The sequence below is a fragment of the Coleofasciculus sp. FACHB-712 genome (assembly GCF_014695635.1).
Taxonomy (GTDB): Bacteria; Cyanobacteriota; Cyanobacteriia; order Cyanobacteriales; family FACHB-T130; genus FACHB-T130.
Genome location: NZ_JACJOQ010000179.1, coordinates 1 through 8,264, shown reverse-complemented (window position 1 = coordinate 8,264; position 8,264 = coordinate 1). Strand labels below are relative to the sequence as shown.

General features: G+C 49.3%; 4 protein-coding genes and 1 pseudogene. 1 reads left to right on the top strand and 4 read right to left on the bottom strand.

Translation table 11 applies throughout. The annotated features are described in order from the left end of the window. The 4 genes and pseudogenes from H6F50_RS04915 to H6F50_RS04900 form a co-directional block, all read right to left on the bottom strand. Positions 1–909 (bottom strand): annotated as a pseudogene (locus H6F50_RS04915) (hypothetical protein); the annotation flags it as partial. After that, positions 909–1,832 carry an isopeptide-forming domain-containing fimbrial protein gene (locus tag H6F50_RS04910; protein ID WP_190426928.1) on the bottom strand — a complete coding sequence of 308 codons (924 nt, stop codon included), beginning with the start codon at positions 1,830–1,832 and terminating at the stop codon, positions 909–911. The gene H6F50_RS04910 and the pseudogene H6F50_RS04915, both read right to left, overlap by 1 nt. 573 nt (positions 1,833–2,405) lie before the next feature. Beyond that, positions 2,406–5,333, bottom strand: a complete 2,928-nt coding sequence (gene ileS, locus H6F50_RS04905) for an isoleucine--tRNA ligase (protein WP_190426926.1) — start codon at positions 5,331–5,333, stop codon at positions 2,406–2,408. A gap of 299 nt (positions 5,334–5,632) precedes the next feature. Further along, positions 5,633–6,571, bottom strand: coding sequence for a Ycf66 family protein (locus H6F50_RS04900; RefSeq protein WP_190426924.1), 939 nt, complete (start codon positions 6,569–6,571; stop codon positions 5,633–5,635). 230 nt (positions 6,572–6,801) lie between these two features. Here H6F50_RS04900 and gndA point away from each other — a divergent pair. Further along, the coding region (gene gndA / locus H6F50_RS04895; RefSeq protein WP_190426923.1) for an NADP-dependent phosphogluconate dehydrogenase at positions 6,802–8,264 on the top strand (1,463 nt) is incomplete at its 3' end.

Genomic DNA, 8,264 nt, shown 5'->3' with positions numbered 1-8,264 from the left:
TAGCGATCGCCCATCAGCGGGAATCCGAGCATCGCTCACCGGAGCAATTTCTAAGGTTTGGGCAGTTGTCCTTTTTACAGTTAGCTTGACACTTGCCGAGGTGCCGTTATTCGCTTGCACTGTAATTGTGTTCTCTCCCTTCTCTAGAGGGACGTTGTACCAAACCTGAGTAATGATATTTTGGGCTTGGTCTCGCTCTATCTGGGTGGATGTTTTGGCATCCAGTGGTTTTCTGTTGACGCTGACTTGTACCTGAGCTTGGGTGTGGTACTGGACAACGAGGTTAGTAGACGACTCTCCCAAGACTCCACTTTTAGGGGTCAGAATCCGAACTTCGGTGGGTGCCAGAATCGCATCTGAGTTTGGCTTAGCAGGTTGCTGGGCATTTGTTTGAGGGATCGACTGTCTCAGCTCGGTGGCAGTTGGTACGATCGTTGTCGAGTTCTCAGGCGCTGTCCCAACCTGTTCTCGAAGTTCGAGAAGGGGTGGAGCCGTCGGTGCGGTATTTTCAGGCGCTACGAGGCTGGGCGCTGCTGTTGCTGGTTTTGCCGATTCCTCTACCGTTACCGTCTCTACTGAAGGGAGGGGTGAATCCGTCGGTATAGTATTTTGAGCTAAATCTAGAATTTCTGCTGAATCTTGGACGGCGAATTCAGAATTTGTGCCCAAGACTTCTGAATTCTCTGGTGTCCTCTCTAGGGCAGCCGCCTGCTCGATTGCAGGGAGAGTGGTGGAATTTTTAATTGCAAACTCAGAATCTTCTGCGAGTCCACCTTGAGGGGGTGCAGACAGTTCATTTGCCTTTGCGGAGCGAGGAAGTAAGAAATAAAAAGTAAACAGTAAAAAGAACGAGAAATACGCCAAAATTCCATCTTTTGGCGGCTGCTTTTTGCCTTTTGCCTGGTTCATCACTGCTTGCCCTCCCGATAGGTGGGTGTCACCCCGAAATTCATCCGTACTAATCCTCCCGGTTCGAGTTGCACCAGGCGGGACTGACTATTGCGCTCAATAAATTTTTGGTTGGGAGCCAGAGTGTAGCCCGGTAGACTGGTTAAATCCAGCGTGCCGGTGCGGTAGCCAGAGATAACATTGGCAAGTGAGAATAAACCGTTGGCATCGGTCGTGATGCGGTTGCCGTCATCCATAAAAATTACAGCATTGGGCACTCCTGGTTCTCCTGGCTGCTGTTCGCCATCAAAGTTTTTATCGACAAATACTCGCCCAATCAGGGTGCCGCAGTCTGACAAAATGCCCGGTCGAATCCGCAACTGATGGCTGGCAATGTTGCTCCTTGTTTCTTGTGCCTGATTTCTCCCGTTACCGCGAATGGCGTCTGGCGTTACCACGGCGGCATAAACCACGTTCAGGGTTTGGTTCGGCTCAAGTTTAGGAAAATTAAAGGTAACTGTCCGGTTGGACGTAGTAGCGGGTTGTATAGTGGTTTGGGCAGTACTGGAGCCAGTGGTCAGCGAGGCTTGCAAGGACTCCGGCACATACCGTAAGCCCACAGGTAGGGTGTCTGTAATGCTGATATTGCTGGCAGTGGCTGTGCCGGTATTTTTCAACGCCAAGCGATAAACAACCGTGTCGCCCGGTTCTGCTGCGGCGCGATCGCCTGTTTTGATCAGTTCTAGAGCCGCTTGACCTGCTGTGACTGAAGTTTCATTGGATTTCACGCCTTCTGGGGGGAGATTGTCACCCGCAGCAGAGGCGGTATTCAAGATGTCTATTGCGCTAACGGGCAACGACTGAAAAGCAAAAGCAAACGAACACGTTAGGATAGCTGTTAGACGCAGGTAGGTACGCCCCAACAGAGGTTGCAGGGATTTCATTCTTCAGAGATTAACTAAACAAAACACCCCATTGCTGGACTGTTAGAGAGATAAAGAAATTGTGGTGGTAGACTCCCTGATGCTCCCTGAGGGGTATAGACCCTGATTAGGTGAAACTTACACTACCAGGTTTCTACGATCTACGACAATACCTGTATCTGAGTCGCTTCCGCAAGAGAATTTTATAAGGAATATTGCTAGAGGAAGAGTTTCCTTTTAAGCTTTAATAATTTTTTTATAACTTTTGGTAGATGAAATTAACTAAAGATTATTAATATTTGTTTTTTACCTTTGCATCAGCCTGTTCTTGAGCGCGAAATTATTAATAAATTGCCAATTTTACTCAAAATCTGAAGTTTCTAAATTTGGGGCAAATTTGAGCGGCGTTGACTACTCTGACGCTATGTAATGCTATGTAATGGTGAAAAATCTATACTAATTGCTCATCATAAAAGAACCCCACCCCTAACCCCTCCCCGCAAGCAGGGAGGGGTTAGGAGCTGTAGGGGATAGCGCAGGGCGGAGGGAAGGGCGTAGGCTCTTAGCCGAGGCGAAGCCATCGCTTTTTGTGAACTAAAATTTACCTTCTAAGGCGGGAATGCAACGTTCGCACAATAGGGGATGCTCGGCAGATTCGCCCACATGAATCGAGTAGTTCCAGCAGCGATCGCATTTTTCCCCGTCTGCTTTCACTACGCCAATCGATAAAGCTTCTGTCTGCGAACTGTATTTTAAGCCTTGCAATGCTTCCGAAGAATCTAGCAGCTCTACTTGGGAGGAGATAAACAAGTATCTCAGCTCATCTACTCGATTACCCAATCCTGAAGACGGAGAATGAGAATGGAAAGCTGAAGTCAAATTCAAGGCTTGCAGTAAAGAGCGGAACTCAGCATTTGGGACATAAAGTAATACCTTGGCTTCCAAAGAAGAGCCAATCATTTTTTCTGCCCTTGCTTGCTCCATCACCTTATTCACCTCAGTGCGGATTTGTCGCAATTGTTGCCAAAATCCTGCCAATTTTGGAGCTTTCCAATGCTCCTCTAACTTCACCCACCCCGATTCAAACACGGATTTGTAGGGTGTGGGATAGGGGAGATATTGCCAAATATCTTCTGCTGTATGACAGAGAACCGGCGCGATCGCGCGCGCTAAATTTTCCAGAGCGATCGCCAAAACTGTCTGACAACTACGGCGACGGAAGCTATCTGGAGCGCTAATATAAAGCCGATCTTTGGCAATATCTAGATAAAAATTGGACAAGTCAACAACGCAGAAATTCTGCACTGTTTGAAAAAAGCGGAAGAACTGGAAACTCTCAAATGCTTGCGTGACTTCCCCGAAGACTTCTGTCATCCGGTGCAACATATAGCGGTCGAGTTCTGGCAGTTGTTCGTAAGGTACTGCATCTTTAGCTAGGTCAAAATCGTGTAGATTTCCTAACAAGAACCGCGCCGTATTGCGAATCTTGTTTCTAACATCTCCCATCTGTTTGAGGATGTTCTTGCTGATGGGGACATCTGAAGAATAATCCACCGAGGAAACCCACAGGCGCAAAACATCAGCACCGTAGGGTGGCTCTTCTTTTTGATTTTTGCCCCCATTGATGACAATCGAGGGGTCGATGACATTCCCCAGAGATTTACTCATCTTGCGTCCCTGCTCATCCAAGGTAAAGCCGTGGGTCAAGACGGTTTTGTAGGGCGCGATGTCGTTCGTTGCCACACTCGTGAGCAAACTCGATTGGAACCAACCCCGGTGCTGATCGGAGCCTTCTAGATAGATATCTGCTGGATATTCCAATTCTGGTCGCTGTTTCGCTACCGCCGCCCAAGAGGAGCCAGAGTCAAACCAGACATCCATCGTATCCGTGCCTTTGCGGTAGCTGCGACCGTTATGGCGATAACTTTCTGGCAAGAGTTCCTCGACCGACCTTTCCCACCAGACATCCGAACCCTTTTCAGCAATGATTGCCTGGACGTGGGCGATGGTTTCCTCGTTTAGTAGCGGTTCGTTGGTTTCTAGGTCGTAGAAAACGGGAATTGGCACGCCCCAGTTGCGCTGACGGGAGATACACCAATCGGAACGATCCGCGACCATTGCCGTGATCCGATTTTCACCTTGAGCAGGAATCCAGTTCACGGAAGCGATCGCTTTTAGCGCCTCTTCTCTAAATCCCTCCACCGATGCGAACCACTGTTCTGTGGCTCGATAAATGGTCGGTTTTTTCGTACGCCAGTCGTAAGGATATTTGTGAACGTAGGGTTCCTCTTTCAGTAGCGATCGCGCTTGGCTTAGGGCGTCAATCACTGCCTGATTTCCCTCACCCAGGACGTTCAACCCGGCAAACTGCCCTGCTTCTTGCGTGAAGTTGCCATCGGCATCTACTGGCGACAGCAGAGGTAAACCGTAGCGTTGACCGACTTTGTAATCCTCATCCCCATGACCGGGAGCCGTGTGAACTAATCCCGTACCGGAATCGGTGGTGACATAATCGCCCCCAATCACAATCGGACTCTCGCGGTCGAAGAGTGGGTGTCGGTAAGTGCTGTGTTCCAAATCTTTACCCGGTACTGTCGCTTTTACCGTGAGATTAGTCGAGAGCGTCGTGGACAAGCGTTCTACCAAATCGGCAGCTACTAACAGGTATTTGGTTGAAATCGGCAGAGAATCTGCCTCCACTTCCACCACTGCGTAAGTCAGTTCTGGATTCAGGCTTACCGCTAGGTTGGCGGGAATCGTCCAAGGCGTCGTCGTCCAAATTGCCACACCGAGATCGGGCAAGAATGGTTGCAATTGCGATCGCACGGCTGGCCCCAGATTCGTCATCTGGAAAGCTGCATAAAGGCTGCGCGAGGTATGAGCTGGGCGACCTTCAGAATCTTCGGGATACTCTAACTCTGCCTCAGCCAGCGCCGTTTTAGAACTAGGACTCCAGTGAACTGGCTTTAAACCGCGATAAATATATCCCTTCAGCACCATCTCACCGAAGACGCCAATTTGAGCGGCTTCGTACTCTGGTTTTAAAGTCAGATACGGATGCTCCCAGTCGCCCCAGACACCGTAACGTTGGAAGCTTTGGCGCTGCTCGTCTACTGTATGAAGCGCAAAATCTCTGGCTTTGTGGCGGAGATCCAGAGGTGTCAGATTTTGCCGCTCTGCTGGCTTCATTTGCTGAAGGACTTTCAACTCAATCGGCAAGCCGTGACAATCCCAACCCGGAACGTAGCGAACTTTGCGCCCTTGCAGGAGCTGGTAGCGGTTGATGATGTCTTTGAGGATTTTATTTAAAGCATGACCAATGTGGAGCGAACCATTGGCATAGGGCGGCCCATCATGCAAAACAAAAATTTCGCCGGGATTGTTCTGCGACAGTCGCTCGTAAATTTGCTGATCTGCCCAAAATTTTTGCAGTTCCGGTTCCCGCTTAATAGCGTTCGCCCGCATATCAAATTGGGTTTTGGGCAGATTAACGGTGTCTTTGTAGTTCCCTGTTTCTGTCACAGTTTAATGCCGAGAAATGATTGAGTTGCTTTCAATCATTATCGGTTACAAATCGCAATCTCTTCAAGTTGCAGCGGAAAAATGAACCGCAAAGATGCACAGAACACAAAGCAAGAAAATGGAATAAGCAGCGATCGCAATCCGATTTTAGCTGTAAGATGCCCGTCCTTCAGATCCCAAACTTCAAGAGAGAAGTCTGGGATCTCGCTTTAGAAAGCATTCAAGACTGCTATATCTTGCGCTGCTTTTTTGGCGCTATGCAACATCTTCGGGATTCATTTTCCTCCTAACCTTTATTTTTAAGTTGGGTTGGGTGGATTTTCTAACGGCTGATTTGCCTGCTCTGTTCCACTCACCGAGTCACTTGTTTCTTCATGGGCTGGTTCTGGAGGTGAAGCTGGAATATGCTTTTCTTCAGCATCTTCTAGAGCAGCTTCCACCAGTTCGGGGTCGGGTGGGTTCGGACGAACGGGTTCGGGCACATTTTCTGGGTTAGCTTCTGGGTTAGCCTCCACCTCTGAAGGTGCGGATGGGGCAGTCTCTGGTGTTATGACTGTTTCTCCTGTAGTTGCTTCTACAGATGCTGGGGGTTCCAAGTCATCCAAGTCTGTGTCTTGGACACTTTCTTCAGATGGGACGGATATTACTTCCATCTGAGATTCCGGCTGGGATTCCGGCTTTGAGGGTGCGGGTGGAACGGGTGGTTGATTGAGTAACACCGTTTCATCCTCATCTTCATCCGTCCGGTTATCCAGCACGGTAACACGGGGTTTTCCGGCGTCGGTGGAGGTTGGCGCAGGTGTCGTCTTGGATGCCCCTGATTGGGGGGTTCCAGTGCCCGATTTGCCCTGAGTCACTTTACTTGCCGTCTGCTGAGCTTTGTCCTTAAAAGTTGCAAATAGACTGGTTATCCGCTGCGGTATGGATAAACTGGTCAGTTTTTCCTGCAATGCTTCGGGACTCGGAATCTCAGTTTGCTGCGCTGCGGGGGTGAGACTGCGTCGTAATGTCAGGGTTTCCCAACCTAACCAACCGACTAGCGCTACGCTAGCGATTTGACCTAGCAGCACACCGCCGGTGATGCGTCCAGCACACACCCATAAAACCAGGGCATAGAACAATCCCACCCCACTCCAGATAAAATCACTCTTTCGGTGTACTTCGGGGAAAAAGAAAGCCGCCATGTAAAGGGCGAAGCTACCGACTGCAACAGCGATCGCTAGGATATATGCCAGCATTTCGTGGATGCTCCAAAACTTGTGTCTATGTTTCAATTCTGCTTGAGATTGTTGACTTAGATACAAATAAAAACTAAATCTGCTGTTTCAATTGTTGATTCTTCGCCGAAGGAGGCGGTACTACTTTTGCGACTCTTAATATCTTCTTTAGGGAAAACTCTCAGGATATCGGGCTACTCTGAAGGAAAAGCAACTGTTCAAAAGCATTGCAGAGTTGAACATTGAATCTTATGACACAGCAGAGCTTTGGTGTGATTGGTTTGGCGGTCATGGGCGAGAACTTGGCGCTGAATGTGGAGCGTAATGGGTTCCCCATTTCCGTCTATAATCGCACTCCAGAAAAAACGGATGCCTTTATGGCTGAGCGAGCGCAGGGCAAAAATGTCTATGCTGCTTATTCCATTGAAGATTTTGTCCAATCCTTAGAACGCCCTCGCAAAATCCTGATTATGGTGAAAGCGGGTGCGCCGGTAGATGCGGTGATTAACCAGCTCAAACCGTTACTGGATGAGGGTGACATCATTATTGATGGTGGCAACTCCTTATTTGACGATACCGCTCGTCGCACCCGCGAATTAGAGCCATCTGGGTTCAGATTTATCGGGATGGGCGTCAGTGGAGGTGAAGAAGGAGCGCTGAATGGCCCTAGTCTGATGCCGGGAGGTACGAAAAGCTCCTATGAGTATCTGGAACCAATTTTGACGAAAATTGCGGCTCAGGTGGATGATGGCCCCTGTGTCACCTACATCGGCCCTGCGGGTGCCGGTCACTACGTCAAAATGGTACACAATGGCATTGAGTACGGCGATATGCAGCTGATTGCAGAGGCATACGACTTACTCAAGAATGCGCTGGGGCTAGACGCGAACCAACTACACGAAGTATTTGCCGAATGGAATACCACTGATGAACTCAATTCTTATTTGATTGAGATTACAGCGGATATTTTCAATTACCGAGACCCCGACACTCGGCAGCCTCTGGTCGATGTAATTCTTGATGCGGCTGGGCAGAAAGGGACGGGTCGCTGGACGGTGCAGAGTGCGCTGGAGCTGGGGATCGCTATTCCAACGATGACGGCGGCGGTGAATGCCCGGATCATGTCTGCCTTTAAGAAGGAACGGGTGGCTGCTTCGGAGATATTAACGGGTCCTAGTGGCAAGTATGAGGGAGACGCCAAAACCTTCATTAACCAAATCCGTGATGCTCTGTATTGCTCGAAGATTTGCTCTTACGCCCAAGGGATGGCGCTATTGAGTTCGGCGTCGAAGGCTTATTCCTATGACCTGAATTTGAGCGAAACTGCCCGGATTTGGAAGGGTGGTTGCATTATTCGAGCCGGATTCTTGAATAAGATTAAATCTGCTTTCAAGGACAATCCAGAGTTGCCGAATTTGCTCTTGGCTCCTGAGTTTAAGCAGACCATTTTGGATCGCCAGGATGCTTGGCGGGAAGTATTAGCGCAGTCGGCGAAGCTGGGGATTCCAGTTCCGGCATTCAGCGCGTCGCTAGATTACTTCGATAGTTACCGACGCGATCGCTTGCCGCAAAATCTTACCCAAGCTCAGCGCGACTACTTTGGTGCTCATACCTACGAGCGCATTGACAAAGCAGGCTTCTTCCATACCGAGTGGACTCAAGTCGATGAGGAAAGCGTTCAAACCTCTACGCCTGAGCCACTGCAAGCCCAAGA